Genomic DNA, 24,542 nt, shown 5'->3' with positions numbered 1-24,542 from the left:
CACCTCCGCGTGGTCTCGCTCTGCATCGTTCGCGTGCGACTGTATGCCGTTCCCGTCCGGGGGTGTACGCGGGACACTGTTTACGTCATACTCAGTGTATGACGTACACACAAGACAGAGCGGTGATCGAGCTGCGGGGGGTCACCCAGGCCTACGGCACGACACAGGTCCTGCGGGGCGTCGACCTCACCATCGGGGCGGGCGTGCACGCCCTGCTCGGCCCCAACGGCGCCGGGAAGACCACTCTCGTGGGCATCCTCACCACCCTCCGCCCCCACGACGCCGGTGAGGTCCGGGTGCTGGGCCTGGACCCCAGGACCGAGGGGCCCGAGATCCGCAGGCGGATCAGCGTCACGGGACAGTTCGCCGCCGTGGACGCAGTCCTCACCGGCACCGAGAACCTGGTCATGATGGGCCGGCTGCTCGGCCTGCCCACCCGCCGAGCGCGGACGCGGGCCGAGGAGCTGCTGGCCCGCTTCGACCTCACAGACGCGGCACGGCGACCCGTGCGCACCTGGTCCGGCGGGATGCGACGGCGGCTCGACCTGGCGGTCAGCCTGATCTGGCCGCCGGAGGTCCTCGTCCTCGACGAGCCCACGACGGGCCTGGACACGCGCAGCCGTCTCGCGCTGTGGGCGCAGGTCGAGGCCCTCGCGGCGGCGGGCACGACCGTGGTGCTCACCACCCAGTACCTCGAGGAGGCCGACCGCCTGGCCGACCGGGTCTGCGTGCTCGACGGCGGCCGCGTCGTCGCGGACGGCACGCCCGCGGACCTTAAGGAGCTCGTGGGAGGCAGCGTCCTGGCCGTGTTCGACGACGCGGGCGCGGTGGTCGAGGAACGCTCCACCGACGGCTCCTCGGCGGACGTCGCCCGGGTCGCGGCGGAGTTGGCCGCCCGGCACCCGGACCTCCACGTGGAGCTGCGCACCCCCACGCTCGACGACGCCTTCCTGCGGCTCACCGGGCACCACGCCGAGCAGGAGGAGGCCGCCTGATGGCCACGCACCACTCCCTCACGCCCGCGGGCTCCCCCGCTCCCGCCACCGGCACGGGGGTCGTCACCGCATCGCGCGTCTTCGTCGGGCGCGCCGTGCGGCACAGCGTCCGGGACGTCGAGGCGCTGCTCATGGCCGTCGTCCTGCCGGTGCTCCTCATGCTGGTCTTCACCTTCGTCCTCGGTGGCGCGATCGCGCCGGACGGGACCTACCTCGACTACGTCGTGCCCGGGATCGTGCTGACCTGCGCCGGCTTCGGCGCCTCCTTCACCGGCGTGGCCGTCAGCAACGACCTGACCTCCGGCACGATCGACCGGCTCCGGACCATGCCCGTCCCCGGCGCCACCGTGCTCGTCGGCCACACCGTCGCCAGCCTGGCGCGCAACCTCGTGGCCACCGCGGTCGTGCTCCTCGTGGCAGTCGGGCTGGGCCACCGCCCGGCAGCGGGACCGGTCGCCTGGGCGGCGGCCGTGGGCCTGATCGCCCTCTACATCCTGGCGATCACGTCCGTCTTCGCGCTCCTGGGCCTGCTCGCGCGCTCCCCCGAGGCCGTCACCGGCTACGGCTTCGGACTGCTGTTCCTGCCCTACGTCTCCAGCGCCTTCGTGCCCGTGGAGACGATGCCGGGCTGGCTCCAGGGCATCGCCGCCCACCAGCCCCTCACCCCTGTCGTGGAGGCGGTCCGGGCGCTGCTGGGCGGGGGTGCCCCCGGCGGGGACGCGTTCCTCGCGGTGGCCTGGTGCGCGGGGATCGTCCTCGCGACCGCCGCGGCCACGGCATACCTGTGGCCCCGGAGGGCCTCCCGCTGAGCCGACCGCCCCACCCGGGGTCCCCCGCAGGGGCTCCGGGGTGAAAGGCTGGACCCATGATCGAGATCCTCAGCCCCTCCGAGGTCGAGGCGGCCCGGCCCGCCGGACGGTTCGTCGGCGAGACCCTCCGCCACCTGCGGGAGCGCACCCGCGTGGGCACCAACCTGCTGGAGATCGACGAGTGGGCGGCGCAGCGCATCGAGGACGTGGGGGCGGTGTCCTGCTACGTGGACTACGCGCCGTCCTTCGGCAGCGGGCCGTTCGGGCACGTCATCTGCACCTCGGTCAACGACGCCGTGCTGCACGGGCTGCCCCACGACTACGCGCTGCGGGCCGGCGACCTGCTCACGCTCGACTTCGCCGTGTCGATCGACGGGTGGGTCGCGGACGCGGCGATCACCTTCAGCGTCGGTCAACCGGCGACGCCGGACGAGCAGCGGATGATCGACGCCTCGGAGAAGGCCCTGGCCGCCGCGATCTCGCGCGCCCGGGCCGGCAACCGCGTCGGCGACCTCTCCCACGCCATCGGCAAGACGCTCAAGCGCGCCGGCTTCCGGGTCAACACCCAGTTCGGCGGGCACGGGGTCGGCTCGACGATGCACCAGGACCCCCACATCGCCAACGACGGCCGCCCCGGCAAGGGCACGGTGCTGCGCCCCGGGATGCTGCTGGCCATCGAGCCGTGGGTCATGGCCGACACCGACGAGCTCGTCGTCGACGACGACGGCTGGACGCTGCGCAGCGCCACCGGCGCCCGCACCTGCCACGTCGAGCACACCGTGGCGATCACCTCGGGCGACCCGATCGTTCTGACCAGGGTCGACTGACGCAGGACCCGTCCGAACAGCAGGTCCCCGGCGACCTCGCGGCCCGCCAGCCGGTCCGGTCCGTCAGGGACGCGTCGGCAGGCTGACTATCGTGCGCCCCAGCACGTCCGCCCGAGCGGCGTCGAGCACGGCGCCCGGCAGCGCCACCTCGGGCGAGACGTCGACGCTGGGATAGCCCTCGCGGCCGAACCACGTCACGACAGCGCGCACCAGCGCGAGGGCGACGGGCTCGGGTCCCGGCGCGCCCAGGGGCTCCAGGGCGATCAGCTCGGGCAGGCCGCGCCCGACGTGGGGGAGCACGGGGAGCCGGCACACCGCCATACCGACGTGCTGCTCGTCGCACTCGGCGACCCAGGCGGGCAGGTCGGCGCTGCGCAGTTGCCACGCCGCGGCCAGGGCCGTGACGTGGCTGCCGGTGCTGCGCCCGGACGAGGGGTCGACGCCGCGGCGTCGCAGGGCCTGCAGGTGCAGGGCACCGAGGAGGAAGGACTCGTCCTCGGTCAGGCGGCGCACCCGGACCCGGGCGCTCTCCTCCCCCAGCGACGCCACGGCCGGATCAGACCTGCACCCGGTCGCGGACGGCCTGGACGATCTCGGCCACCGCCTCCGCCACGGGCACGCCGTTCTTCTGCGAGCCGTCGCGGTAGCGGAAGGAGACCGCGCCGGCGTCGCGGTCCTCGCCGCCGGCGATGAGGATGAACGGCACCTTGCTCTTGCTGGCGTTGCGGATCTTCTTGGGGAAGCGGTCGTCCGACAGGTCCAGCTCGACGCGGATCCCGGCCGCCCGCAGCTGCTCGGCGACCTCCTTGAGGTAGTCGTCGAAGTCCTCGGCCACCGGCACGCCGAGCACCTGGACCGGCGCCAGCCACGGCGGGAACATGCCGGCGTAGTGCTCGGTGAGGACGCCGATGAAGCGCTCGATCGAGCCGAACTTGGCCGAGTGGATCATCACCGGCTGCTGGCGGGTGCCGTCGGCGGCGGAGTACTCCAGCCCGAAGCGCTCGGGCTGGTTGAAGTCGTACTGGATCGTCGACATCTGCCAGGTGCGGCCGATCGCGTCGCGCGCCTGCACCGAGATCTTGGGGCCGTAGTAGGCGGCGCCGCCCGGGTCGGCGACCAGCTCGAGGCCGGACTCGCGGGCGACCTCCTCGAGGACCGCGGTCGCCTCGGCCCACTGCTCGTCGGAGCCGATGAACTTGTCCTTCTTGTCACCGGTCTCGTCGCGCGTGGACAGCTCGAGGTAGTAGTCGTCGAGGCCGAAGTCGCGCAGCAGGCCCAGGACGAAGTCGAGCAGGTGGCGGATCTCGCCGGGCGCCTGCTCCTTGGTCACGTAGGAGTGGCTGTCGTCCTGGGTGATCATGCGCACCCGGGTCAGGCCCTGGAGCACGCCGGACTTCTCGTTGCGGTAGACGGTGCCGAACTCGAAGTAGCGCAGCGGCAGCTCGCGGTAGGAGCGCTGCTGGGAGCGGTAGATGAGGTTGTGCATCGGGCAGTTCATCGCCTTGATGCGGTAGGCCTGCCCGTCGTCGTCGAGCTCGGGCATCATGCCGTCGGCGTAGTAGGGCAGGTGCCCGGAGGTGTGGAAGAGCCCCTCCTTGGACAGGTGCGGGGTCGTGACGTAGGAGAAGCCCGAGTCGACGTGGCGCTGCCAGACGTAGTCCTCCATGGTGCGCCGCAGGATGGCGCCCTTGGGGTGGAAGACGGGCAGGCCGGGGCCGACCTCCTCGGGGAAGGAGAAGAGGTCCATCTCGGCGCCGAGCTTGCGGTGGTCGCGGCGCTCGGCCTCGGCGAGCCGGTCGAGGTAGCCCTTGAGGTCCTCCTTGGTCGGCCAGGCGGTGCCGTAGATGCGCTGCAGCTGGGGGTTCTTCTCCGAGCCGCGCCAGTAGGCGGCGGCGGTGCGTATGAGCTTGAAGCCGTTGCCGATGAGCTTGGTCGTCGGCACGTGGGGGCCGCGGCACAGGTCGCCCCAGACGACCTCGCCCTTGCGGTCGACGTTGTCGTAGATCGTCAGCTGGGCGCCGCCGACCTCCACCGCGGCGCCCTCGATCTCAGGCATCGTGTCCGAGGGCCGGCCTTTCAGCCCGATGAGCTCGAGCTTGTAGGGCTCGGAGGCGAGCTCGGCGCGCGCCTCGTCGTCGCTGACCTCGCGGCGGGCGAAGGTCTGTCCGGAGTTGATGATGCGCTGCATCGACTTCTCGAGGCGCTTGAGGTCGTCGGGCGTGAACGGCTCGTCGACGTCGAAGTCGTAGTAGAAGCCGTCACGGACCGGCGGGCCGATGCCGAGCTTGGCGTCGGGGAAGGCGTCCTGGACGGCCTGGGCGAGGACGTGGGCGCAGGAGTGGCGCAGCACGGCCAGGCCGTCCTCCTCGGTGACCAGCACCGGCTCGACGACGTCGCCGTCCTCGAGGACGTGGGTCAGGTCGCGCAGCTCGCCGCCGATCCGGGCGACGACGACCTCGCGGTCGTCGGCGAAGAGGTCGCCGGCGGTGGTGCCCTGCTCCACCGTTCGCTCGCTGCCTGCGACGTGGACGGTGATCTGGCTGGGCACGGGTGCGCTCCTCGGGGGTGCTCGGGTGGGCCTGCTTGCGGCTCGCGGTCCGGTCGGGCCGCGTTTTCCAACACTACCGCCCACAGTGCTGCGGACCTGCAGGGTTATGGTCGCCCGCGTGGGACACGTCGAGGACCGGGAGCCGCCGGACGGGATCGTCAAGCACTTCACGGTCGCGACCTTCGTCGTGCACGATGGTCACGTGCTGCTGCACCCGCACCGCAAGCTCGGGCTGTGGCTCCCGCCGGGCGGGCACATCGAGCCGCACGAGCTGCCCGACGACGCGGCCCGGCGCGAGACGCTCGAGGAGACCGGGCTGCCCGTGAGCCTGGTGGGATCTCCCGGCATCGACCACCTCGCTCCCGGCGCGCCCCGCCAGCTGCTGCGCCCCGAGGGCATCCAGGTCGAGGACATCTCCCCCGGCCACCAGCACATCGACCTCATCTACTTCGCCGTGCCCGACGGCGTCGCCCCCGAGGCACCTCTCCCCCGCCCCCTCGGCGACGAGGGTATGGAGTGGGTCGACGAGGCGGGGCTGCTCGAGCGCCCGGTGACCGAGGAGGTCCGCACCTGGGCGCGGCTCGCGCTGGCCGAGGTGCCGCGCCGGCTGGCGGTCGCCGCCACGTGACGCACCAGACACCGCGGGCGTGACCCAGGTCGCTGCGGCGAGCCGCCCCCGGTGGTGCGCTGGGAGGGCACGAGGAGGTGCGCCATGCCGACCACGATGACCGTGACCCGTTCCGACCCGTCCACCCTGCCCGGCCGCGACGTCCCGACGGCGCTCGTCGTGCACGAGTCCTGCTGGGGCAACACCCGCCTGGTGGCCGAGGCCATCGCCCAGGGCCTCGGCGAGGGCGCCACGGTGGTCGGCGTCGCCTCCGCACCGCCGCTGGACCAGGTGCACACCGACCTGCTCGTCGTCGGTGCACCTACCCACGCCTTCGGCCTCAGCCGGCCCGGCACCCGGCACGACGCCTCGGAGCGGGGCGGCACGGACCCGGGCACCGGCATACGCGAGTGGCTCGAGGCCGCCTCCCCGGCCGCGGGCCGGCGGGCCGCCACCTTCGACACGCACGTCCGACGCCCCAACCTCCCGGGCACCGCGAGCCGGGCGGCCGCACGCCGGCTGCGCCACCTCGGCTTCGAGATCGTCCGCGAGCCCGAGGTCTTCTGGGTGCGCGGGATGGAGGGGCCCCTCGAGGAGGGCGAGCTGGCCCGCGCCCGGGCGTGGGGCGCGGAGCTGGTGCGCCTGCTCTGAGTCGGGCGCTCTCCCCCGAGGTCGCTTCGGGCGGACGCCCGGGAAGCCGCGTGCGACGCTGCATGGGTCCGCACGTTCCACCCGGGGAGGATCCATGCGAGCACTGGTCTACCGCGGCCCGTACAGGGTCGAGGTGCGCGAGAAGGACATGCCGCGCATCGAGCACCACAACGACGCGGTCGTCAAGGTCGAGATGGGCGCGATCTGCGGCTCCGACCTGCACCTCTACCACGGGATGATGCCCGACACCCGGGTCGGCACGACCTTCGGCCACGAGTTCATCGGCACCGTCCACGAGGTGGGCCCGTCGGTGCGCAACCTCAAGGTCGGCGACCGGGTGATGGTCCCCTTCAACGTCTTCTGCGGCACCTGCTTCTTCTGCGCCCGCGGGCTCTACTCCAACTGCCACAACGTCAACCCCAACGCCACGGCGGTGGGCGGGATGTACGGCTACTCCCACACCACCGGTGGCTACGACGGCGGTCAGGCGGAGTACGTCCGGGTGCCCTTCGCCGACGCCGGCCCGAGCCTCATCCCCGACTGGATCTCGGACGAGACCGCGGTGCTGCTCACCGACGCCCTGCCGACCGGCTACTTCGGGGCCCAGCTCGCCGACATCGTCGAGGGCGACACCGTGGTGGTCCTGGGCGCGGGGCCGGTGGGCCTGTTCGCAGCGCGGTCGGCCTGGCTCATGGGCGCCGGCCGCGTCATCGTCGTCGACCATCTGGAGCACCGGCTGGAGAAGGCGCGCACCTTCGCGTTCGCGGAGACCTACAACTTCGCCGAGCACGACGACATCGTCGTGCTCCTGAAGAGGGTGACCGACCACCTCGGGGCCGACCGGGTCATCGACGCCGTCGGCGCCGAGGCCGACGGCAACCTGCTCATGCACGTGACCTCGGCCAAGCTCAAGTTGCAGGGCGGCTCCCCCGTCGCGCTCAACTGGGCCATCGACGCGGTCCGCAAGGGCGGCACCGTCTCGGTCGTCGGCGCCTACGGACCGATGTTCAGCGCCGTGAAGTTCGGCGACGCGATGAACAAAGGCCTGACGCTGCGGATGAACCAGTGCCCCGTGAAGCGGCAGTGGCCGCGGCTCCTCGAGCACCTGAGGGCGGGCTACTTCGACCCGACCGAGATCGTGACCCACCGCATACCCCTGGAGCACCTCCCCGAGGGCTACCACATCATGTCCGCCAAGCTCGACGGGTGCATCAAGCCCCTGGTCACCGTCGGCGACTGACGCAGGAGGACACCGTGCCGTACCCCGCAGACAAGCCGAGCCGCGCCCCCTCCTCCGAGGAGCTGAGGGCCCGCATCCCCGGGTGGGGCGCCGACCTCGACCCCGCCGACCGCCCCAGCGTCCCGCGGGAGCGCTTCGACCCCCGCGCCACCGGTGCCTGGTGGGACCTGCCCGAGCAGCAGCCCGAGACCTACCCGCGCGAGCGGTCGATCGAGCACGCCCGCCTCACCCCGGTCTTCGGGACGACCTATCCCCCGAGGGGCGTCTCCGGCGCCATCCGGCGGCTGGCCTTCCGCCGCTACAGCGAGGCGCGCGCCGCCCACTGGCTGCTGCTCCTGGCCGCCGACCGGGTCGACGTCGTCGAGAGCTCGGTGCGCGAGCTGACCTCGGGCCGCGTCTCCAACCCCGTGGCGACCGGGCTGCGGAGCGAGGTCACGCACGGCGGACCCGACCCGCGCACCACCGCCCGTCGCGTGGACCACAACCACCGGTGGATGGACCCGATCGTCACCGCGGGACCGCTGGTCGCAGCCGGCGTCGGAGCCGTGCTCGTGGGGCGCCGGCTGCTGCGCAGGCCCTGAGATCGCCCGAGATCCTGCGCGCGCGGGCCCGGAGGGTCCACACTGACGCATGAGCACTTCAGGGGTGGCTATGGGGTCGGGGTGGTCCGGACGGCGCGGCTGGTCGCCGGGATGGGCGATGGCGGTCGCCGCCATCGGCGCGCTGCTCGCGCTGGTGCCCGTCGTCTACGGCGCCGGCGTGCTGATGCAGCCGAGCACCGGCACTCCGACGGCCGATGGCATGGGGGCCGCGATCGGTCAGGTCTCGCTCGTCGCGGGGCTGGTCACGCTCGCGTTCCTCGGCTGGTTCCTGGTGCGCGGCGGCCGGGTCGGCTTCGTGGTCGGGACGGCGCTCGTCGCGCTGGGCGTGGCCTACTACGTCCTGCTCGGGATCTAGCCAGGTCCGAGCACCCCGCCGGGCACGGCATACCCGTCGATAGGGTGGAGGAGCATCCTCCCGCAGGAGGTGCGACCTGGTGAGACGCCCCTGGAGGTGACCGGTGGTAGGTCCGCGACGGGACCGGTACCGCGAGATCGTGGAGACCCTGACGATCCACGGGTTCGGAGCCGCCATCGGGTCCATGGGGCTGCCCGGCCGGTTGCGCCTCCCGGGCCGCCCGCACTCCCCCGCGCACTCCCGTCCCGAGCACCTACGGCTGGCGCTGGAGGAGCTCGGACCTACCTTCGTGAAGCTGGGCCAGCTGCTGTCGACCCGCTCGGACCTGCTGCCGCCGGAGTACACCGCCGAGCTGGCCAAGCTGCAGGACGCTGCCGCTCCCGTCCCGATCGAGGCAATTCTGGAGACCCTCGGCGAGGAGATCGGCGGCCCGGAGCTGTTCGACGACTTCGACCCGGCGCCGCTCGCCAGCGCCTCGATCGGTCAGGCCCACGCCGCGACGCTGGCCGGCCTCCCGGTGGTGGTCAAGATCCGCAGGCCCGGTGCCGTGGAGACCGTCCAGATGGACCTGGAGATCCTGCACAACCTCGCCGCCACGACGACCCGCCACTGGCAGGCGGCCCGGTCCTACGACGTGGTCGGCCTCGTGCGCGACTTCGCCTCGACGCTGCGGGCGGAGCTGGACTACCTCGCGGAGGCGAACAACGCCGAGCGGTTCGCCGCCAACTTCGCCGACGACCCGCGCGTGCAGATCCCGGCCGTGATCTGTGAGGCGACGACCTCACGGGTGCTGACCCTCGAGCGGGTCGGTGGCCTAAAGATCGACGACCTCGACGGCCTGGACGCCGCCGGGATCGACCGCCGCGAGCTCGCGGTCCGGGCCACCGGCGTGCTGTGCCAGATGGTCTTCGAGGATGGCTTCTTCCACGCCGACCCGCACCCGGGCAACTTCTTCGTCGGACCCGACGGCACCCTCGCGGTGATCGACTTCGGCATGGTGGGCGAGCTGGACGACACGCTCCGCTCCCAGCTGGTCGCCCTCCTCATCCCGCTCCTGCGAGGGGACCTGGACCGCACGACCGAGGCGATGCTCGACCTGGTCGGGAACCCTCCCGGGGTCGACAAGGTCGGGCTCCGCCAGGGGCTGCAGCCCCTCGTGGACCAGCTCACCGGCGTCCCGCTCGCCGACCTGGCGCTGACCGGGCTCATCACGGACGTGCTGAGCCTGGTGCGGCAGCACCAGCTGCGACTCCCCACCAACCTCGCGCTGCTCTTCAAGATGCTGCTCATGGCCGAGGGTCTGGGCCGGCGCCTCGACCCGCAGTTCCAGCTCAGCAACGTGCTGGCTCCCTATGCCGCTCGGCTGGCGGTGCGGCGCCACTCCCCCGACGAGATCCTCGACCGCCTCGTCCAGGTCGCTCGTGATCTCGCGGACGCAGGGGCGCACACGCCGAGGACCCTACGGTCGCTGGCCGACGTGCTCGAGCGGGGCGGCTTCGACGTCTCCGTGCGCGCGAACGACCTGCAGCAGGCGCTCAAGGACGCCGATCGCATCAGCAACCGGGTCATCGCCGGTCTCATCGCCGCGGCACTGATCGACGGCGTGGGCCACATCGTCGCCACCAACCAGGGCAAGGGCCGTGCGCTGCAGGGGCCGCTGGTGATCGCCGGGGCGGGCGCGCTGGGTGCCCTCGGCACCTACCTGGCTAGGGGTTCTCTGCGCGGTATTCCGTTGCGGCGCCGGGGCCCTACCGCCTCTTGACGCCGACACAGTCTCCACGAGCGGGTAGGGGAAGGCCGCATCGACACCCTTCTGCACCGCCTACAAGCACGCAGTCGTCAGGGAGATGCCGGTGATCGGCTCGACCCAGGTGCGTGACATCGCGACTCCGCCGATGTCCGGATGCTGGAGACGAACGGCCTGAGACCCCTCAGACGCCTCGCAAGAATCACCGGCGTTTCATTCTGCGCGCAAGGGAGAGACCGCGTCTGCCGGCTGCGGGGGATGATTAGGCTCAGTTCGGGGATGCTTTCCGAGGAAAACAGTCGAGGCATGGAGCAACAGGGCCAGCATCCCCGTTCGACATCACCGCCAACCTCAACAAAGGGGCGAGGAAAGCGGACAGTCACTGGATTGCTGCCGCCACGATCAGTCGGCCAGTGATACGACTCGCTGGAAATCGTGGGGACACACCGCAATTCAGGGTGTGCGTAGGACCCGGACGGGATCGCGGGTGGCAGCGTAGAGGGCGGGCGGGATTGCGGCAACGGTGGCGGCGAGGAGGGCGAGGGTGGCGGTGCCGGTGATGAAGTCCCAGGGAGGGACGGCCCCTAGCCGCCGGGTGAGCAGGACGCCGACGAGGGTGCCGGTCGCCGCGCCGGCCAGGGCGGGGGTCAGGGTGCGCAGGACGACGAGGGTGATGATGGTGGTGCGGGTGGCGCCGAGCGCGCGGCGGCGGCCGAGGTCTGCCCGGCGCACGAGGACGTCGGCCAGGGTGACGATGGCCACGAGCAGCGCCCCGGCGCCGAGGACGCCGAGGAGCAGGGTGCGACCGAAGAGGGCCAGGTCGCCGGTGACCTGGTCCTGCAGCTGGGCCAGTGAGACCGGGGAGGTGATGGTCAGCGCGTCCGGTGCCGGTGGGTCGATGAGCCGCAGCACCTGGGACTGGGTGACTTGCGCGGCACCAGCGGTGTTGAGGACGACGTGCAGGGAGTCCAGGTCACGCCCCTCGGGGGCGACGTACAGCACGCCGGTGGCGTAGTCGCCGAACGGTTCTCTGGGGGTGAAGGAGCCGACGACGGACCAGTCGTCGACGACGGTGGTGGAGGCCTGCGCGACCCACCCGACGGGGTGGTCCATCCCGAGGCGGTCCATCGCGGCCTGGGTGACGATCGCCTCACCGGGGCCGGGCCAGCGTCCGGCGGTCAGGGTCGCGACCGTGGACAGGTCTCCGTGCACGCCCCAGGCGGGGACCCGGGTGCCGCCCTGCCCGATGACGCCGTTGACCACGTCGACCGGGATGAGCGTGCCAGCGGCGCGTTCGGCAGTGGACAGACCGGTGGCCTGGTCCACCACGGTCGGGGTGATGAGACCGTCGCCGCGGGCGTCGGCGACGACCAGGACGCGGGAGCCGGCCGAGTCCAGCCGGGTCAGCAGCTGCTGCTCGGCGGCGGCGGTGCGCCCGACCGTGGCGATCGTGGCCGCGCACATCGTCGCGACCAGCAGCAGCACCAGGACGGTGGGCACCTTGGTCGCCCACGCGGTGGCCAGCGCCTCCCGAGCCAGCAGCAGCGGCCTCACGACCGGCGCCCCGTCGTCGCGGTGGGTGTCATAGGGCCAGGACCTCGTCGGCGTGCTCGAGCACGAACGGGTCGTGCGTGGCGACCACGACCGTGCGGGGCGTGCCGCCTGCGGTGCCGGCGGCCGCGGACAGCGCCGCGAGGACACCGGTGGCGTTGTCCCTGTCCAGGTTGCCCGTGGGCTCGTCGGCCAGGACGACGGCGGGGTCGGTGACCAGGGCCCTTGCGACCGCGACGCGTTGGGCCTGCCCGCCGGAGACCTCCCCGGGGCGGTGGTCCGCGCGGTCGCCGACGCCGAGCTGGTCCAGGAGCTCCCGCGCCCGGACCCGTGCGGCGGTCAGGCTCCAGCCGGCGTAGAGGGCGGGTTCGAGCACCGAGTCCAGCACCGTGCGGGTGGGGTCGAGGGCAGAGTCCTGGAAGACGAACCCGACCCGGTGCGCCCGCACCCGGGAGCGGGTCGCGTCGGGCGCGGAGGACACGTCCTGGCCGTCGAGGAGGACAGCCCCGCGGGTCGGGGTGAGCATCAGCCCGAGCACGTACAACAGGGTCGACTTACCGCGCCCGGAGGGCCCGGTGACCGCGGTGACCGCGCCCGGGGTGAAGTTGTGCGTCAGGCCGTCGAAGAGCTCTTCCCCGCCGCGGGTGTAGGCAAAGGCCAGGTCGCGTACCGCCAGCACGATCCCTCACCCGTTCCCGGTGGCCTCGGCGCCGTCACCCGGTGCCTGGGCGGGCTGCGGTCCTGGGGTGCCGTCGAGGACCTGGACGCGGGTGCCCGGCTCGATGCCCTCGAGGACGGCGACGCCCTGCCCGGACCCGGCCACGGTCACCTCGACCTCACCGGAGTCGGTGACCACGTAGGCGGTGCCATCTGCGCGGGTGGCGACCGCGGCGGCCGGGACGGTGGTGCCCTCCACCTGGGGCACGATCACCACCTCCGAACGCAGCGTCACCTGCGCGTCGTTGGGCAGCACACCGCACGCCTCGCCGCAGACCTCGCCACCGTCGGGTGCGGTGAGCTCGAACGTGGTCGAGCCGAACTCATCCAGTTCGCTCCCCGCGATCACCGCGTCCCACGTGTGGCCCTCGTAGGTGATCTCCACCGTGGCCTCGGCCGGGATCAACCGTGCCTGGTCCTGCGTCACGACGAGCACGAACTCGCGGGCCCCGGTCGGCGCGAGGACCGCGTCCTCACCCCCGCCCACCGTCTTTCCGACCACGATGGCCTCACCGAGCTGGACCACCGCGGGCAGGTCGGGCACCCAGATCAGCGCGCCCAGCGGCACGGTCCCGGTCTGCTCGCGCCCCTCGGCCCTCTGCCAGGCGCGGAGGGCCCGCAACGTGGCCGGCCCGAAGTCACCGTCGGCCTCACCGTCCAGGTGCCCCTGGTCGATCAGCAGTTCTTGCAGGGCGGCCACGTCCTTGCCTTTGGCCCCGGGGGCCAGGTCCCTCCAGAACGGCACCTCGCCCTGCACCACACGCACCGGTGTGTCCCCGACGACGTACACGACGTCCCCTTGGTCCACCTCCCCCGGTGACACCCGGGTGACGACCCCGGTGAAGGTGTTCTGCGCAACCGGCACGGCTGGCTGCCGCAATGTCGTCGACAACGGCAGAGACCGCCCCACCGACCCTGACGTCGCCTGCGCCCACACGACCTGTTGCGCTCCCTCCTGGGGAACGTCGACTGCCAGTGACGGAGTCAGGGTTGCCCGTGATGCCCACCAGGCGAGGCCAGCCACGGCGCTGAGCGCGAGGGCCAGTGTCGCGACGACGGCCGCCCGCGTCACCCAGGGGGGCCGTCGCCGCGGCTGCACATGCGGGCGAGGTGGAGGGGACGAGGATAAAGGGGTCACGCTTCCCAACGCGCCAGTGCGTGATGTGGTTGGGTCCAGACCACGACCCAACCTGCCTGGTTCCTCGTGCGTTGAAGAGAACCAGGTCGACGAGGAGATGCATGACGCAAGGCAGCGAGGACGACTTCGTCGCCTTTGTCCGCGCACGACAGGGCGCGCTCCTGCGGTCGGCCTACCTGATCTGCGGTGACCACCACCTGGCGCAGGACCTGCTCCAGGACGCCCTGGTCAAGCTGGCCAGTCGGTGGGAACGGCTACGGGACGAGCGACCGGAGGCCTACGTGCGACGAATCCTGTACCGGGACGCCATCTCAAGGTGGAGGCGCCTGCGCCGGGAGCACCTTGCCGACCACCAGGACCCCGGTGGACTCTTCGGCAGCCACGAGGCTCCCGATGGCACTGCTTCGTGGCTGACCAACGACGAGATCCGACGCGCTTTGGTTCAGCTCCCGCCTCGACAACGAGCGGTGATAGTGCTGCGCTACTACGAGGACCTGTCCGAGGTGCAGATCGCCGAGGCGTTGAACATCGCCCCAGGCACTGTGAAGTCCCAAGCCAGCGACGCTCTGCGCAAACTGCGCCGACTCATCCCGGCGATCGACGAGACAGCCCAGGAGCTACGGTGAACTCCGACCGCACGCCGAACGGCCTGGCACACGCCCTGCGGCAGGTCGCGGACGAGATCCCCGAACCCGACCTGGCATCCACCGCCTGGTCGATGGGCCGACGGGCACGGCGACGCCGGCACGGCGGCGCCGGCGTCCTCACCATCCTCGCTGTCGTCGGCATCTGGGCCGGCCTGCCGAAGGAGCAGCCGGCACCGGTGCCCGCCGGCGAAGGCAGGGTCGTGGTCACGAGCCCCGTTCAGACGCCCGATTCGACTGGGCTCCCCACCGCACCATCCGTGTCGAACCTGCTCACGGCGAGTTGCCTTCAATACCGCGGATGGCAAGCATCGGCCACAGAGGACACGCTGAGCGTCCAGGTCGGCCAGGGTCGGACCCAACCTGACGCCAACGCCGCCATCCGCGACTGCGCTGACGCACTGGGCATCACGGCCTTCGACCAGGGGTGGCCAACCTTCGTCGGCACAGAGCAACAAGAACAGGCCTCCGTGACGATCTACACGGTCTACGCCGACGTCACTGACTGCCTGCGTGAGAACGACCTGCCCTACGCAACAGCCCCCTCACAGCCCGCATTCGCCGACGACCTGAGCGACGGCTACGTCGACTGGCATCCCTACCTCTCCGCCAACATGAGCAAGAGTCTTGCCTCTGCGATGCGGACCTGCCCAATGCCCGGGACGCCCTGACGCAGCAGTTCTCGCAAAACCTCGACCCAACCCGGAGCGCTCCGCAGGCGTTGAGGAGCATGCGCACAGGTCTAAGAGCCGCCGCCCGCTCCTTACCCCTTATCGTCCTGGTGCTGGGCGGCTGCGCCGCCGCGCCAGGGCCGTCGCCCGACGGCTCGCCTACGACGGAGGACACCAACAGCTCCGCCGTGTCCCCCGCAAGCACGGACGCCTCCTCCTCCATGTCCCAAGACGAACTCACGCGCTCACTGCAGCAAGCACCACCCGGGCCACCCCGCAGCAATGCCGAAGCTCTGCAGCAGTACTGGGAGCAGGCCGGACTGGACGGTGAACCGCCCGCGGTCGAACCTGTCCGCACCGTCGACACGGGCGAATGGAACACCACCATCCAGCCCGAGTGCATGGCCGAGCAAGGGTTTCCGACCACGCAAGACGAGCATGGCCAGGCGGGCATATCCTTCGATCTCAGTCAGGAAGACGACCTGAAACGTGCCACGTACATCTGCATGGCCCAATACCCGCTCGACGAGAAATACCTCCGCCCCTACTCCCTAGAGCAGCTGCAAGTCCTGTACGACTGGCGTGTCAACCACACGATCCCGTGCATGCAAGCAGACGGCGTCTTTCCGCCTGAGCCACCATCGTTCGAGACCTTCGTCGCAGAATATGCAGCCACCGGCTACAAGCACTGGAGTCCGCACACCGAAGTAGAACCACCCCCGGAAGTACAGGCAACCTTGGGCGAAAGCACCTGGTGCCCCGACGCACCGCCCCAAGACGTGCTCTACGCCGACGAATAGCCCGCCAGAGCCACCCCGACCGACGCACGCTATTGCCGCAAACCTTAAGAGTCCGAGCATCGGGTGTAGCCGTCGAGGTAGTAGTCACCATCGGGGGTGCGGCCAACGCGAAACTCGACCACCACTTGACCACTGTCGTCCAGGCGGTGCCATCGCGTCGGGGCGACCTCGACATCTCGGCCAGCAGGGAGCCGTCCGCCGCCAACGGCGTCGAGGAGGATCGCCTCCTCCGCCGTCGTGTGACGGAAGGATGGGTCACTCATGTCGTAGTCAAACTGCACGTCCTCAGTGTTCTCCGGGCACACCAATTCTTCCCGGGCCGGGCTGGACGTGACCGGCACACCAGATCCGGGGTCCTGCGCACTCTCGCACGCCACCAGCACGCTTGAGCAAGCCGCCACGACGGCAACGATCCCGCTTCCAGCGAACGCCCTTTTGCCCATGTGCCCAAGTATGGCCTTGGCCCTAGTACTTCGACAGACGCGCGAGATGACATCCTGTACTGCCGCATAGATCTAGGGGGCTGACAGCGGACCAGGGCGGCTAGGGTTTGCGGTACGACGTCTGCCGTCGCATGTGGAGCATCGCGCGGCAGAGGCGGTCACCTGTCGGCGTGGTAGCGGGGCGCAGAATGGGAGGATTCGAATGCGGCCGGTCCTGGGGGCTTGCCTGATGGCGGTTGGCGGCTTGGTCTTCGTCTCGGCCGCTTTCGCGTTTGAGGGGATGACCGCACGGTTGCTTGGCTCCGTGCTCGCCCTGCTTCTCACGCTTGCGGGCGGGCGCCTGTACGGCAATCCATGGGCGACGCTGCCAACTCCTGCGAAGGACACTTGGAGTCCGAAACGGCGCTCCGTCTTTCTGCTCACTGCGATCCTGACTCCAGTCGCCGCCTTCGCCACCGTCGTCTCCGGTCTCATCGTTGACGGCCTCAACCCGGTTGTCTTGGCGTTCTTGCTCATCACGGCCTGCAGCTTCGTCGTCTTGCTGCTCCTACCACTCGATCAAGAGTCGTAGGTCTCCTGCCGCCGGGTGGCGACGGAAGGCATCACACGTGAGGGCGGCGCCGTGCAGGCAGTCGACGCCTGACTGGACGCTCCGCAAGATGCTTACGCTCATGCCGCGCTGAGGACGCTAGCCTGCGGCGCGTCCAATCGTGCCGCGAGTCGCTCGCCCCGAGAGTCGGATTTTGGGAAGTCGTCCCCTCGGGTCTCGGCTAGAGGCCGCTCTCGAGCGCGGAGAGCCAGTCGGAGTAGCGGTCGCGCAACGAGTCGCGTTCCTCCGGTCCCCCCACGAGCACGTCCGCGCCGCCGTCGTAGGGGCAGTAGAGCCAGGACAGCCCCTTATCGGCGATGACGAACTGGCCCTTGTCGTCGGCGGCGTTCAGCAGAATCGCGTTGAGCGCCTGCTCGTCCACCTCGGACTGCACCCAGCAGTAGATGGGCCCGGCCTCGCGGTCCAGCGGGTTCAGCACGATCCTCCACGGCCACGCACCGTCGGGGTCGAACGGTGCGTGGTTCGGCGCTGGGATCCCCCATTGGGTGCTGATGACCAGCAAATCTGCCGCGTCGGACCCGTGCAGGTCGGCGAGGACGGTCCGATGACGGCGCAGGATCTCAGCCCTCTCGTCCTCGGTGTCGGCGTAGCGCTTCGAACCGGGCAAGCTGTGGAAGCGGACCCAACGGTCGGGCCAGTTCTGGCGCAACACCCACCCCAACGGCTCGCTGTCAGGCCAATGAAGATCCCAGGACCTCGTCAACAATTTCGCTCGTTCGCTGTCCTCGGGCTCCGTGAATTGCACCTTCCACCCCTGTGCTCCCAATCGCTGGTTGGCCCAGCGCCACCGAGTGTCAACCCAATCCGCGACCCCAGTCAACCGAGCTCCACTCGGCCACGTCATCTTCCGAACATTACCGAAGAGCGCCGACCCGCTCAGGCCATGGTCGCGCGGAGAGGAGAGCGATTCAGCGGTGCTGATTGCGCGGGTGATTCCGAGCCGGCGTTCCGAGCACACAGTGGTCAACGACCTCTACGCTGCTCGCAACGCCCGAGGGACGCTTGCCAGCAGGTAACGGCGTTCCCGCTCTACGACCGCGTACTTGAGGGAGATCGGCACCCGGTCAGCCTAGGAGGACGACGACGTGAGGAGAAGTATCCGCTTCTGCCGCGTGGAGGACGGCTACGCTCGTCCGACTTTGCCGCCTCCTGTGCGGGTGCTCCGTGATGCCCATGTTCCCTTTGTCGACCTGAGGTCGGTCAGCAGACCCAGTTGTAGGTGCGTTGCTCCCGGGTGAGCCACGTGGTCAGGTCTCCGCTGTCGGACTCGAAGAGAGCGAGTCCGTCGGCGAAGACAGTCACGTCGCCTATGTCGTCGCCCGGCCCGGGTGCAACGACAGCCGGCACATTGATGCCGCGTATCAGCGTGATCTTCGGCCCCTGGGACAGGGGCGCGAAACTTTGGACCGTCGTGAACGGGTCGGGCGATGCCGGACCCAATGAGTTCTCATCGCCAGGGTCCTCACGCAGTGCACGCTGCTCTTCCGGGAGGAGCTGGTACCAGGTGGTGCCGTCCAAGTCGAGCACCTCGTTGCCACAGGCCGGGTAGAACTCGACGTCCTTATAGACCTGCACCACCGTTTCAGGTGCGGCGGAACCACCTAGGGGTACATCCCCCGACACGTCACCGCAGCCCCCGAGCAACAGCACCGCCACCGACGTGGTCGCAGCGAGGCAAACCCTGGTCACGATCATGAAGGTCCGACGCGTGACGAACTCACCTTGTTCCAACGTGAACGCCAGAAACGTCCGGAAATGCCGCTGATCGCTCATCATGAGAGTCGGAATGTTGGGAAAGCGACGGCCAGGAGCGTCTTGAGCACTCATTGCCCCGGTCGCAGGCGAGTTCTTTGGTGGTAAGGCAAGGTCGCTCATGGCGGTCCGGTCTTAGTGCCGGACCAGATCCAGAGCGGACGAATACACCCCCGGCCTGCGTGCGCCTGTCGGCGCGCGGGCCTACGCTGCCGGTCATGGGCGAGAACGGGGGGCAGGTCGTGCCGTCGGTTGAGGAGATCGCCAGGCTTGTGGGCGAGCTGGTCGACTCGGAATGGCCGACGACGCAGAGCGAGCGGAGCGCGTGGTTCGAGCGACACGGCATTGCGACAGAGGGTGCCGAACGGTTGCGGGAAGAGCACGGGAGCGAGTCTTGGCACAGCGGCGACCCAGGCGCCCCGTGGCCCGGGGTGGGTTGGCACGTCTTTGAGAACGAGTTCGTCGGGGTCAGCTGGTTCCTGTGGCACGGCCTGCCGGAGGACGTCGTGCCCGAGCTGGCGGAGGAGTTGCGCGCCCGTTTTGTCGAAATGGCCGGTGAGCCGATGGACGAGATACGGCGCGAGGGCGAGGATTACCGCTTTGCCGCCTATTGGCAGACGGGTGGTCGCTCCATCGACATGTACCTCCACGGCGGACCTGTGTTGGAAGGTCGGTTCCACGAGCACCCGGTGGTGCAACTGCACGTCAACCACGTCGAGCGCGCCCGACGGGCAGACGAGACCGCGGCGCGGGCGCAGCCGGTGGTGAGGGGTCGGGCGCTGGGGGACGATGCTGCGCCGCATCCGGACCGCCGTGAGGGGCACCCATCACCTTGACACCAAGCCGCGTCCGCTATTGCCGCACTCGGTGCGTATGATCCGGCCATGAGTCATGCAAATGCGATCTGGAACCGGGCCCTGGAGTACGGCGTCGACCTGACCCGACCCGGAGATCGGCACCTGCGTACCGCGGTCACGTTCGACGGTAGCGCCGAGAACGGGGGACTCCTCTCGGCGGTCGAGTCTCACCTCGAAGATGAAGAATTCCCGTTGGCCCATGTCGTCAGCGGGTTACAGTACTTTGGTCTGACGCGGACTGCTGCCCTTGTTGTCGACGCGCGTGACCGCCTCCGTGATGCGAACGACTCCGTGCTTGAGGAGCTGGAGCTAACTCTGGATCCGCGGTACCCCGTCGACGGCGAAGACCTGTCCGGGGCGCTCGAGGACAAGTTGGCCACCGATCCAGAGGACTTCGCTCCTCTCGGGTGAGACCAGCTGCTACCCAGCGAGCGGCCAGGCGCGGTGGAACCATAGCCGCCTGGTCAGGGAGAGGCAGCCTCGGCGCTGCGGAAGGTCGCGCCCGAGGCCTAGTGGAGTGCTTACAGCTATCGACGCCTGCCACACGCCGGGGCTGCACGGCAGAGGCGACGCCCCCGCACGCTTCTGCCGCTGGTCGTCAGCTCACGGACTGGAGCGCCGGCCGGCGTATGCGGCCATACGCCAGAAAGCCGGCGGCGGCCGTAAGAAGCGCCACTGCAGAGAGCAGCCACGGCACGGGGTCGAGGAGTTCCCCGCAGCCGGACATGGTCGGAGTCGTGACGCATCTCTCGCCTGGCCCGCCACGGTTCCTCGAGGCGACCCAAAGTAGCGGAAGGGAGACGCCCGCGAGCAACCAGGGCAGGTCCCATTTCCAGTTTGCCAAGGCGGCAGCCACAATCGCTATCGCGAGAACCGGGAGACCCACGGTCATGACGGACAGGCCATAGAACGTGATGACGCTGCCCGCGGCGAGCCAGACCAGCAGACTCCGCATGCCGCAATTGCGGTGAGCCGTACCGCTCATCCACCGACCATAGCGGTCCGCGGACCTCCCACGTTCAGCCGTGCCGCGACTCGCGACCGGGACTTCCTTGGCGATCGGCCAAGGCGGCGGCCCATCGACGGTAGCCTTATAGCGTGTCGAGCAAAGCGGAGCGGCCGGCTGCGCAGGAGGCCGTGGCTGCCTATCACGAGACTGAGCTGGCCAAACTCGTGGAGCGGGTCGGTCAGGCGATCGACGATTTCCGGTCGGGCCAGATGGACGCCTTCGGGGTCGACCAGGTTCTGTTTCAGTACTCGCGCGCGGCGAAGGAGTTGTGGAAGTTCTGCAACCTCGGGCCGGTCGAACTCACCGCGTCCCTGATCACCCGTGACAAGCCTGCGGTCGATTGGTGGGGGCGTGGCGCGCCCCGACGATGATCCCCAAAGTCGGAAAGCGAGACGTCGCTCATGTTCTTTCGATTCATGGGGGCATGACTTGACGCTCCTTGAGTCGAAGGTGGTACTCCGTGAGCTGGGCGCGGCGGACGCAGACGCGATCGCCGGCTGGTCTCGGGACGAGGACTTCTGTCGAGCGGCCGGCTGGAGAATCCAACCGGTGGAACAGCACCGAGAGTTCCAGCGCCGCCTGATCGCGGATTCACCTACTGACCTGCTGCGACTGGCCGCCGTCCAGGACGGGCGCCTGGTGGGCTACGTCGACCTCCACGGCAACGACCCGCACCGCCGCGAACTAGGTTTTCTAGTCGGACCTCGCGAAATCTGGGGCCAGGGACTGGGCATGGCGGTTGCCACCGTGGGGATCAGATACGGGTTCCAGGTGCTCGGGCTCAAGGAGATCTGTGCGGAAGCGCTGGAGGCGAACCGCGCCTCGATTCGCATCCTTCAAAGAGTAGGCATGACGGAGACTGGCTGGGGCGACATGGACACTCACCTCGGCCGCGCCAGCCGTTACCGCCAGTTCGCCATCGCTGCGGAGTAACAGGGAGCATCCGCTACTGCCGCGTGGAGGACGGCTATGCTCGTCCAACTTTGCCGCACTGAGCGTGGCCGCACGCTACTGCCGCTGTGCGGGCTTTGCTGGTTCGGCGCCGTTGCGTCGAACTGCACATCGCCTTGGGCTCCTTCGCTTCACCAACGAGGCTAAGGAAGGATCGTTCGGGTTGCCCGCGAGTACCGCTACCGCCCCGCAAAGACGCCCGGGCGTCTTCTCCGGACTGTTGCGGAGGTGCAACAAGCCAGCCACGGCGTCGTAACGAGAGTGAAACGCGCGGGAGAGAAGGTGAGTCATGACCGATCACCCGGCTCGACCCGCGCCCACCGCAGATCTCCACTGTGAACTGTGCGGCCACCTCCCCCATCCGGCCAAGTCCCGGCTCACCTTCGCGAACGTAGCTGCAATCCTCCCCATCGAACTGGCCGTGCACGCCGTCGTGCTCCGCAGCGATCTTCCGTACCTGGGCAAGGTCGTCCTGCTGACGGTTCTAGCGACCGTCCTGGTCGTATGGGTGACCGAACCGTCAATCATGCGCCTCCTGCAAGCGTGGTTGCACGCGCCCCAGCTCCTCCATCGACGCCGCCTCGAGTCGGCCGACAAACTCTGGCGGCTAAGGACCCGGATCAGCGACGAGCCCGGCGCACTGCAGGCACTGGCGGAGCGACTGGAAGCGCTCAACGCGAACATCCTCGACCTACAGGTGCACCCTGTCGCTGGCGGCGCCTTGGATGAGCTGACCGTCGCAACCTCGGACGAGGTCAACGCCGAGGACCTCGTCGACGCAGCAACCGCCGCCGGTGGCGTCGACACCCTCGTGTGGCCGACCACTGCTCTCGCGCTGGCCGATGGCCAGACCAAGGCCCTCAACCTGTCAATCAGAGTTGCTGCGGATCCCTCGGAGCTGGCATGGGCAGTGGCCGAGCTGCTGGGAGCCGAGATAGTCACCACCTCGATCACGACACCTGGACCTGGCCCCCTGCCGCTGGAGGAGGCAACGATGCTCAAGATTCCTTCACCGTGGCAAGGCGCGTTCGTCTTCTCTCGGCCGGGAGTACCGTTCACCCCGGCAGAGTCGGCCCGGGCGCACCGCCTTGCCGAGCTCGCGGAGCAAGCGCACTTGTCGACCCTGCGTCTTCGGTCCACCTCCTCCCCGCGGTCAACATCACGCAGAACTAGTGCGGGACTTCAGTAGTTGTCGCGCGGCCGCTTCGTGTGGTGGTGTCCGCCTCGGCCCAACCGTGGAAGCACACACCGCCCCGGTCCACCACGGACGCTTGCTCATGCGCCGTGGGGAACTGGCCTCCATTCGGGGGCCCGCGACTGCGTATCCGCTTCTGCCGCCGGTCGCAAGGTCCCGCTGGACCCACACGGGAGAGACTTCACCCATGGAGCTCTCCTCCCAGATGACCGCCGCCGAGGTGGTGCAGATCGTCGCCTGGCTTGACGCCAATGGTGTGGTCTATCAGGTCAACGGCGGATGGGGTGTCGATGCGCTGGTGGGACGACAGACTCGCCCCCATCAAGATCTCGACGTGTTCATCGACGAAGATCAGGAGGCCGAGTTCATGGCCTGGCTCACCTCCCGCGGCTATCGGGTCACCGAGGATTGGCGACCAGTCCGCGTGCAGCTATCGAGTCCCTCAGGGCAAGTAGACGTCCACGCAATGCGCTTGGACCCGGCCGGCAACGGGGTTCAGGAAGGTCTGGACGGCGAGGTGTACCTCCACCCTTCTGAGCAGAGAGTCACGGGCTTCATAGACGGCCAAGCGGTCGTCGTGGCCAGCGCGGAGCGAGCCCGAGAGCTTCGAAGTGGCTATCCCCCGCGCGCCGTGGACCTCCACGACCTCGCTGTCCTCGACGAACTGTAGGCATCCTGTTCTGCCGCTGTGATCGCGTAGCGTCCAACCATGCCGCTGTGATCGCGACCATGGACCGCCGCTCGTAGAGTGCATCCATGTCTCCGAGTGCGCCGCCTGCATGTTCGTTCTGCGACATTTCGAACCACCGTGGGGAGGCGAGTGTCGCCGTGAGCGACGAGCTGACTGTGGCTTTCATGGACGCATACCCCGTTGCCCCTGGGCACGTGCTCATCGTGCCCCGCCGACATGTTCCCTCTTTGGATGACCTCAGCCCTGTCGAGGGCGCCGCCCTGTGGAGAATGACGCGGTTGATCGCGCGGAGAGTTAAGGCAAAGCACGCACCAGCGGTGAATCTGCACCTGTCCGATGGTGCAGAGGCCGAGCAGGATGTTTCTCACGTCCACATGCACGTTGTTCCACGGCAGGGCGATGACGCTGTCGTGATCGAGTTGCCGGGTACGCGCGTAAGCCGGGACGAGCTCGACCGCGTCGCGGCCTCGCTTGCCGAGGACTGACGAACCCTCCGCAGCTGGGCCGCTTCCAGCTACATTGAGCCAGCGGCCGAGCAGTCGGTAAGGGACCACACGGGTCTTCCCTTAGGGGTAAGAGAAGGGCTGCAAGTAGACCCCGGTGGTGCGCCGCCACACGCACGCTCTTGCCGCACGGAGGACGACCCTGTTCAGAAGTCCCTGCGTGCTCGCCAGGCCAGTGCCGTCAGCACGGCAGTCGTGGGAGTCCAGATGGCCCGCTCGGGCCAGGACGGCGAGATGCCGTTCATGACGGTGCCAACGCCCATCAGGGTGGTGACGCCGGTCAGCACGTGGCGGCGCATCTTCACCGGAGTGCGACGGCTCCCGACCACGACAGAGAGCCCGCTATAGAGAAGCGCCGCGCCTGCGCTCACGACCCTGAGGCGGCTAGGCAGGACGCCGGGGTGAGCGCCGCCGTAACTAGCACGGCCCCAGGGGACCCCGGCTGCAAGCGCAACCTGGAAGGCGGCGACCCCTCCCAGACCAACGGCCAAAGCACTACGTTCCAGGGAGCGCCGCTGACGCTCAGCACCTGATGGCGTCGGCCTCGGCTCAGTCACACCCTTAGGATGCCGCATCCGCTCCTGCCGCTGGTCGCTCGGCGGTTGCGCTGGGGACCCGAGTCTTCGGGC

30 protein-coding genes are annotated in these 24,542 nt (G+C 69.5%); 20 read left to right on the top strand and 10 right to left on the bottom strand.

What is annotated here, in order from left to right; translation table 11 throughout:
• The first annotated feature begins 98 nt into the window (after positions 1–98).
• From FB476_RS08015 to map, 3 genes are read left to right on the top strand one after another with little or no spacing between them, the layout of a single operon-like run.
• The gene (locus FB476_RS08015; RefSeq protein ID WP_141818298.1) at positions 99–995 is read left to right on the top strand and encodes an ATP-binding cassette domain-containing protein; all 897 of its coding nucleotides are present in this window, start codon (positions 99–101) and stop codon (positions 993–995) included.
• Positions 995–1,804, top strand: a complete 810-nt coding sequence (locus tag FB476_RS08010; protein WP_141818297.1) for an ABC transporter permease — start codon at positions 995–997, stop codon at positions 1,802–1,804. The genes FB476_RS08015 and FB476_RS08010 overlap by 1 nt, the downstream gene beginning before the upstream one ends.
• A gap of 56 nt (positions 1,805–1,860) precedes the next feature.
• Positions 1,861–2,631, top strand: coding sequence for a type I methionyl aminopeptidase (gene map, locus FB476_RS08005; RefSeq protein WP_141818296.1), 771 nt, complete (start codon positions 1,861–1,863; stop codon positions 2,629–2,631).
• Between the two features lie 63 nt (positions 2,632–2,694).
• On the opposite strand, the gene FB476_RS08000 is transcribed toward map, so the two are convergent.
• Both FB476_RS08000 and thrS read right to left on the bottom strand, forming a co-directional pair.
• Positions 2,695–3,180, bottom strand: a complete 486-nt coding sequence (locus FB476_RS08000) for a hypothetical protein (RefSeq protein ID WP_141818295.1) — start codon at positions 3,178–3,180, stop codon at positions 2,695–2,697.
• Between the two features lie 7 nt (positions 3,181–3,187).
• A complete protein-coding gene (gene thrS, locus FB476_RS07995) occupies positions 3,188–5,179 on the bottom strand; it encodes a threonine--tRNA ligase (RefSeq protein WP_141818294.1) in 1,992 nt (663 codons plus the stop codon).
• A 118-nt stretch (positions 5,180–5,297) separates the two neighbouring features.
• On the opposite strand from thrS, the gene FB476_RS07990 reads away from it, so the two are divergent.
• The 6 genes from FB476_RS07990 (at position 5,298) to FB476_RS07965 (ending at position 10,396) form a co-directional block, all read left to right on the top strand.
• The gene (locus tag FB476_RS07990; RefSeq protein ID WP_202876933.1) at positions 5,298–5,807 is read left to right on the top strand and encodes an NUDIX hydrolase; all 510 of its coding nucleotides are present in this window, start codon (positions 5,298–5,300) and stop codon (positions 5,805–5,807) included.
• A gap of 84 nt (positions 5,808–5,891) precedes the next feature.
• A complete protein-coding gene (locus tag FB476_RS07985; RefSeq protein ID WP_238329612.1) occupies positions 5,892–6,437 on the top strand; it encodes a flavodoxin family protein in 546 nt (181 codons plus the stop codon).
• Between the two features lie 94 nt (positions 6,438–6,531).
• A complete protein-coding gene (locus tag FB476_RS07980; RefSeq protein WP_141818292.1) occupies positions 6,532–7,677 on the top strand; it encodes a zinc-dependent alcohol dehydrogenase in 1,146 nt (381 codons plus the stop codon).
• 14 nt (positions 7,678–7,691) lie between these two features.
• Positions 7,692–8,258 carry a hypothetical protein gene (locus FB476_RS07975; RefSeq protein WP_141818291.1) on the top strand — a complete coding sequence of 189 codons (567 nt, stop codon included), beginning with the start codon at positions 7,692–7,694 and terminating at the stop codon, positions 8,256–8,258.
• A 118-nt stretch (positions 8,259–8,376) separates the two neighbouring features.
• Positions 8,377–8,634, top strand: a complete 258-nt coding sequence (locus tag FB476_RS07970) for a hypothetical protein (protein ID WP_141818290.1) — start codon at positions 8,377–8,379, stop codon at positions 8,632–8,634.
• A gap of 139 nt (positions 8,635–8,773) precedes the next feature.
• On the top strand, positions 8,774–10,396 hold the full coding sequence (locus FB476_RS07965) for an ABC1 kinase family protein (protein ID WP_202876932.1): 1,623 nt from the start codon (positions 8,774–8,776) through the stop codon (positions 10,394–10,396).
• Between the two features lie 438 nt (positions 10,397–10,834).
• Here FB476_RS07965 and FB476_RS07960 read toward each other — a convergent pair whose 3' ends face one another.
• From FB476_RS07960 to FB476_RS16445, 3 genes are read right to left on the bottom strand one after another with little or no spacing between them, the layout of a single operon-like run.
• Positions 10,835–11,935, bottom strand: a complete 1,101-nt coding sequence (locus FB476_RS07960; protein ID WP_141818289.1) for an FtsX-like permease family protein — start codon at positions 11,933–11,935, stop codon at positions 10,835–10,837.
• A gap of 28 nt (positions 11,936–11,963) precedes the next feature.
• Positions 11,964–12,611 (bottom strand): ABC transporter ATP-binding protein, encoded by a 648-nt coding sequence (locus FB476_RS07955; RefSeq protein ID WP_141818288.1) that lies wholly within the window; start codon positions 12,609–12,611, stop codon positions 11,964–11,966.
• Positions 12,612–12,617: 6 nt separating this feature from the next.
• Positions 12,618–13,439 carry a peptidoglycan-binding protein gene (locus tag FB476_RS16445; protein WP_170233577.1) on the bottom strand — a complete coding sequence of 274 codons (822 nt, stop codon included), beginning with the start codon at positions 13,437–13,439 and terminating at the stop codon, positions 12,618–12,620.
• Positions 13,440–13,888: 449 nt separating this feature from the next.
• Here FB476_RS16445 and FB476_RS07945 point away from each other — a divergent pair, with 449 nt between their 5' ends.
• The 3 genes from FB476_RS07945 (at position 13,889) to FB476_RS07935 (ending at position 15,902) form a co-directional block, all read left to right on the top strand.
• Positions 13,889–14,413: a SigE family RNA polymerase sigma factor gene (locus tag FB476_RS07945; protein WP_141818286.1), complete on the top strand. Its 525-nt coding sequence runs from the start codon at positions 13,889–13,891 to the stop codon at positions 14,411–14,413.
• Entirely contained in the window at positions 14,410–15,102 is a 693-nt protein-coding gene (locus FB476_RS07940) for a hypothetical protein (protein ID WP_141818285.1), read from the top strand. The genes FB476_RS07945 and FB476_RS07940 overlap by 4 nt, the downstream gene beginning before the upstream one ends.
• A gap of 221 nt (positions 15,103–15,323) precedes the next feature.
• Positions 15,324–15,902 (top strand): hypothetical protein, encoded by a 579-nt coding sequence (locus FB476_RS07935; protein WP_141818284.1) that lies wholly within the window; start codon positions 15,324–15,326, stop codon positions 15,900–15,902.
• A gap of 44 nt (positions 15,903–15,946) precedes the next feature.
• Here the strand turns inward: FB476_RS07935 and FB476_RS07930 are convergent, their stop codons facing one another.
• On the bottom strand, positions 15,947–16,183 hold the full coding sequence (locus FB476_RS07930) for a hypothetical protein (RefSeq protein ID WP_141401503.1): 237 nt from the start codon (positions 16,181–16,183) through the stop codon (positions 15,947–15,949).
• A 364-nt stretch (positions 16,184–16,547) separates the two neighbouring features.
• On the opposite strand from FB476_RS07930, the gene FB476_RS07925 reads away from it, so the two are divergent.
• Positions 16,548–16,916, top strand: a complete 369-nt coding sequence (locus FB476_RS07925) for a hypothetical protein (RefSeq protein ID WP_141818283.1) — start codon at positions 16,548–16,550, stop codon at positions 16,914–16,916.
• Between the two features lie 199 nt (positions 16,917–17,115).
• On the opposite strand, the gene FB476_RS07920 is transcribed toward FB476_RS07925, so the two are convergent.
• Positions 17,116–17,799: a DUF3885 domain-containing protein gene (locus tag FB476_RS07920; protein WP_420359354.1), complete on the bottom strand. Its 684-nt coding sequence runs from the start codon at positions 17,797–17,799 to the stop codon at positions 17,116–17,118.
• Positions 17,800–18,155: 356 nt separating this feature from the next.
• Positions 18,156–18,830 (bottom strand): hypothetical protein, encoded by a 675-nt coding sequence (locus FB476_RS07915; RefSeq protein WP_141818281.1) that lies wholly within the window; start codon positions 18,828–18,830, stop codon positions 18,156–18,158.
• 95 nt (positions 18,831–18,925) lie between these two features.
• On the opposite strand from FB476_RS07915, the gene FB476_RS07910 reads away from it, so the two are divergent.
• Together FB476_RS07910 and FB476_RS07905 are read left to right on the top strand one after the other, a co-directional pair.
• The gene (locus tag FB476_RS07910) at positions 18,926–19,543 is read left to right on the top strand and encodes a hypothetical protein (protein ID WP_141818280.1); all 618 of its coding nucleotides are present in this window, start codon (positions 18,926–18,928) and stop codon (positions 19,541–19,543) included.
• A gap of 48 nt (positions 19,544–19,591) precedes the next feature.
• Complete coding sequence (locus tag FB476_RS07905) at positions 19,592–19,975, top strand: DMP19 family protein (protein ID WP_141818279.1); 384 nt, start codon at positions 19,592–19,594, stop codon at positions 19,973–19,975.
• Positions 19,976–20,162: 187 nt separating this feature from the next.
• Here FB476_RS07905 and FB476_RS07900 read toward each other — a convergent pair whose 3' ends face one another.
• The gene (locus FB476_RS07900; RefSeq protein ID WP_141818278.1) at positions 20,163–20,549 is read right to left on the bottom strand and encodes a hypothetical protein; all 387 of its coding nucleotides are present in this window, start codon (positions 20,547–20,549) and stop codon (positions 20,163–20,165) included.
• Between the two features lie 113 nt (positions 20,550–20,662).
• Between FB476_RS07900 and FB476_RS07895 the strand changes: the two genes are divergently transcribed.
• The 5 genes from FB476_RS07895 (at position 20,663) to FB476_RS07875 (ending at position 23,895) form a co-directional block, all read left to right on the top strand.
• Positions 20,663–20,944, top strand: a complete 282-nt coding sequence (locus tag FB476_RS07895; RefSeq protein WP_141818277.1) for a hypothetical protein — start codon at positions 20,663–20,665, stop codon at positions 20,942–20,944.
• Positions 20,895–21,506 carry a GNAT family N-acetyltransferase gene (locus FB476_RS07890; protein WP_141818276.1) on the top strand — a complete coding sequence of 204 codons (612 nt, stop codon included), beginning with the start codon at positions 20,895–20,897 and terminating at the stop codon, positions 21,504–21,506. The genes FB476_RS07895 and FB476_RS07890 overlap by 50 nt, the downstream gene beginning before the upstream one ends.
• A gap of 307 nt (positions 21,507–21,813) precedes the next feature.
• Positions 21,814–22,713, top strand: coding sequence for an ACT domain-containing protein (locus FB476_RS07885; protein ID WP_141818275.1), 900 nt, complete (start codon positions 21,814–21,816; stop codon positions 22,711–22,713).
• A 193-nt stretch (positions 22,714–22,906) separates the two neighbouring features.
• On the top strand, positions 22,907–23,389 hold the full coding sequence (locus FB476_RS07880) for a nucleotidyltransferase domain-containing protein (protein ID WP_141818274.1): 483 nt from the start codon (positions 22,907–22,909) through the stop codon (positions 23,387–23,389).
• An 86-nt stretch (positions 23,390–23,475) separates the two neighbouring features.
• Entirely contained in the window at positions 23,476–23,895 is a 420-nt protein-coding gene (locus FB476_RS07875; protein WP_141818273.1) for an HIT family protein, read from the top strand.
• 164 nt (positions 23,896–24,059) lie between these two features.
• Here FB476_RS07875 and FB476_RS16440 read toward each other — a convergent pair whose 3' ends face one another.
• Positions 24,060–24,218 carry a hypothetical protein gene (locus FB476_RS16440; protein ID WP_170233521.1) on the bottom strand — a complete coding sequence of 53 codons (159 nt, stop codon included), beginning with the start codon at positions 24,216–24,218 and terminating at the stop codon, positions 24,060–24,062.
• Between the last annotated feature and the right edge of the window lie 324 nt (positions 24,219–24,542).

The sequence above is a fragment of the Ornithinimicrobium humiphilum genome (assembly GCF_006716885.1).
In the GTDB taxonomy this organism is placed as follows: domain Bacteria; phylum Actinomycetota; class Actinomycetes; order Actinomycetales; family Dermatophilaceae; genus Ornithinicoccus; species Ornithinicoccus humiphilus.
The sequence above is the reverse complement of the archived record's forward strand: the minus strand, read 5'-3'. Positions and strand labels throughout refer to the sequence as shown.

Coding starts and splice junctions, on each gene's coding strand:
- FB476_RS07905 (WP_141818279.1), top strand. CDS start 19,592: ATGAGTCATGCAAATGCGATCTGGAACCGGGCCCTGGAGTACGGCGTC.
- FB476_RS07980 (WP_141818292.1), top strand. CDS start 6,532: ATGCGAGCACTGGTCTACCGCGGCCCGTACAGGGTCGAGGTGCGCGAG.
- FB476_RS07935 (WP_141818284.1), top strand. CDS start 15,324: ATGTCCCAAGACGAACTCACGCGCTCACTGCAGCAAGCACCACCCGGG.
- FB476_RS07875 (WP_141818273.1), top strand. CDS start 23,476: ATGTCTCCGAGTGCGCCGCCTGCATGTTCGTTCTGCGACATTTCGAAC.
- FB476_RS07910 (WP_141818280.1), top strand. CDS start 18,926: ATGGGCGAGAACGGGGGGCAGGTCGTGCCGTCGGTTGAGGAGATCGCC.
- FB476_RS08010 (WP_141818297.1), top strand. CDS start 995: ATGGCCACGCACCACTCCCTCACGCCCGCGGGCTCCCCCGCTCCCGCC.
- FB476_RS07915 (WP_141818281.1), bottom strand. CDS start 18,830: ATGAGCGACCTTGCCTTACCACCAAAGAACTCGCCTGCGACCGGGGCA.
- map (WP_141818296.1), top strand. CDS start 1,861: ATGATCGAGATCCTCAGCCCCTCCGAGGTCGAGGCGGCCCGGCCCGCC.
- FB476_RS07880 (WP_141818274.1), top strand. CDS start 22,907: ATGGAGCTCTCCTCCCAGATGACCGCCGCCGAGGTGGTGCAGATCGTC.
- FB476_RS07985 (WP_238329612.1), top strand. CDS start 5,892: ATGCCGACCACGATGACCGTGACCCGTTCCGACCCGTCCACCCTGCCC.
- FB476_RS07885 (WP_141818275.1), top strand. CDS start 21,814: ATGACCGATCACCCGGCTCGACCCGCGCCCACCGCAGATCTCCACTGT.
- FB476_RS07945 (WP_141818286.1), top strand. CDS start 13,889: ATGACGCAAGGCAGCGAGGACGACTTCGTCGCCTTTGTCCGCGCACGA.
- FB476_RS07920 (WP_420359354.1), bottom strand. CDS start 17,799: ATGACGTGGCCGAGTGGAGCTCGGTTGACTGGGGTCGCGGATTGGGTT.
- FB476_RS07925 (WP_141818283.1), top strand. CDS start 16,548: ATGCGGCCGGTCCTGGGGGCTTGCCTGATGGCGGTTGGCGGCTTGGTC.
- FB476_RS08015 (WP_141818298.1), top strand. CDS start 99: ATGACGTACACACAAGACAGAGCGGTGATCGAGCTGCGGGGGGTCACC.
- FB476_RS07970 (WP_141818290.1), top strand. CDS start 8,377: ATGGCGGTCGCCGCCATCGGCGCGCTGCTCGCGCTGGTGCCCGTCGTC.
- FB476_RS07900 (WP_141818278.1), bottom strand. CDS start 20,549: ATGAGCGGTACGGCTCACCGCAATTGCGGCATGCGGAGTCTGCTGGTC.